Annotated in this window: 2 protein-coding genes; both read left to right on the plus strand. The window is 32.7% G+C overall.

Features of this window, described 5'->3' with window-relative positions:
• Positions 1–494: 494 nt before the first annotated feature.
• Positions 495–1,004, plus strand: coding sequence for a DUF2971 domain-containing protein (locus tag ACOVQ4_RS15025; protein ID WP_421821447.1), 510 nt, complete (start codon positions 495–497; stop codon positions 1,002–1,004).
• 134 nt (positions 1,005–1,138) lie between these two features.
• Positions 1,139–1,552, plus strand: a 414-nt coding sequence (locus ACOVQ4_RS15030) for a hypothetical protein (protein WP_421821448.1), incomplete at its 3' end; no start/stop codon positions are given.

A 1,552-nucleotide genomic window follows, 5' to 3' on the forward strand; every position in this document is an offset into this window, starting at 1 on the left:
GGCGTGCCCCACTAGGCGTGCCCGTCTGGCACAAGAAAAGTAACAGCTCGTCGGCTGCAAAAGAAAGTCAAGAAATCCTAATCGGAGTGGTGAACCACCTCGCCTTCGGCTCAAACAATATGATTTCACCATTTTTCAATAAATATGCTCTCAAAATTTAAACTATTTCTTACGCCTATACCTTTGATTTTCTAGGTGAGCGTTGTAGGGAAATAATTATTTATATACAAGTTAGCAACAATTCTATGAACGAGTTTACAATAGACAAAGAATATCAGCTAAGACTTAATTTCAAGACTAAACTTTGGGATACTTATCAATACGGAGAATTATTACCAAAAAGTGCTGACAAACTATTCAAATATTTTCCTTTAAATCTTTATAGTATTGATGGGCTTTGAAGATCCTATTTTCATTTGGCAAATCCAGGACAATTTAACGACCCTTTTGACTGTAATATAAACTTAGTGGAAAACATTGGAGAATTAAATGGAATGAAAACGGTAAAAAGAAATAATTTTACTAATATTGGAGTTTGCTCCTTTTCTGAAACTATTGACAATCACTTAATGTGGGCTCACTATACGAATAATTACAATGGTTTTGCATTTGAATTTAATGGTGAGAGCATTGACGTTAAGCTCAAGAGAAATGAAATAATCCGACACTCCTTGACTAGAGTTATTTATCCTGAAAAACCAGTTAAAATTCGTAAAGACTTTTCATTTGCTTACCACTACGTATTGACTACGAAATTTAAACATTGGAGTTATGAAAAAGAATGGAGAATTATCACTGAATTGAACTCGGACGACCGTGAAATGGAATATTATCCAGAATCAATAAAAGCAATATACATAGGTCACAAAATCCCTGATGGGAATGTAAGTGCATACAAAATGCTTTTGGAAATTCAAGAAATGAAATTTCCGAATACACCAATCTTTGTTGTCTATCCTCACCCAACAGACCTCCACTTGAAATTTGAAAAAATCTTGGAATAAAAAAGGTACTAAAATTACGTTTAGTCCAAAGTAAGTTCAATTCTTCTAAGAATATAGAAGCACTTATTAATAAAGTTTGAGCTTGATTTGACATAAACTGTTTTAGCTAACATTCAGTCGTAAACTTGATAATTATGAGAAACCTATTCAAAATAATATTGTTTTTCTCGTTTTACATCTCATCATGTAAAAATATTGACCAAGAACCTGAATATGGTTGTGAAAATATTGTACTCGAAAAGGTAGACTGGAGCTATTGTGAAAATATTGAGAGATATGGCTGGAAAAAATGCAATGATAATCGGGATACCCTTACCATGAAATTTAAAGAGCGTTTAGAAAATATAAAAGGCTTAATTACCCAAGAGGATGACTCGACTTTTTGTCTAAAACCAAATGGCTTAAATAGCCTCACACCGATAAATTTGCCTAAATGTTTCAAAATAAGTAATTTAAGAGTAGTTTTTAGCGGAGATATTAGAGTGACACCAGGCTTGAATGAATCAAATTGTGGGGATTTATTTGAACTTACAAAAATAGAAATTGCT

This window comes from Flectobacillus sp., assembly GCF_049240685.1.
Taxonomy (GTDB): Bacteria; Bacteroidota; Bacteroidia; order Cytophagales; family Spirosomataceae; genus Flectobacillus.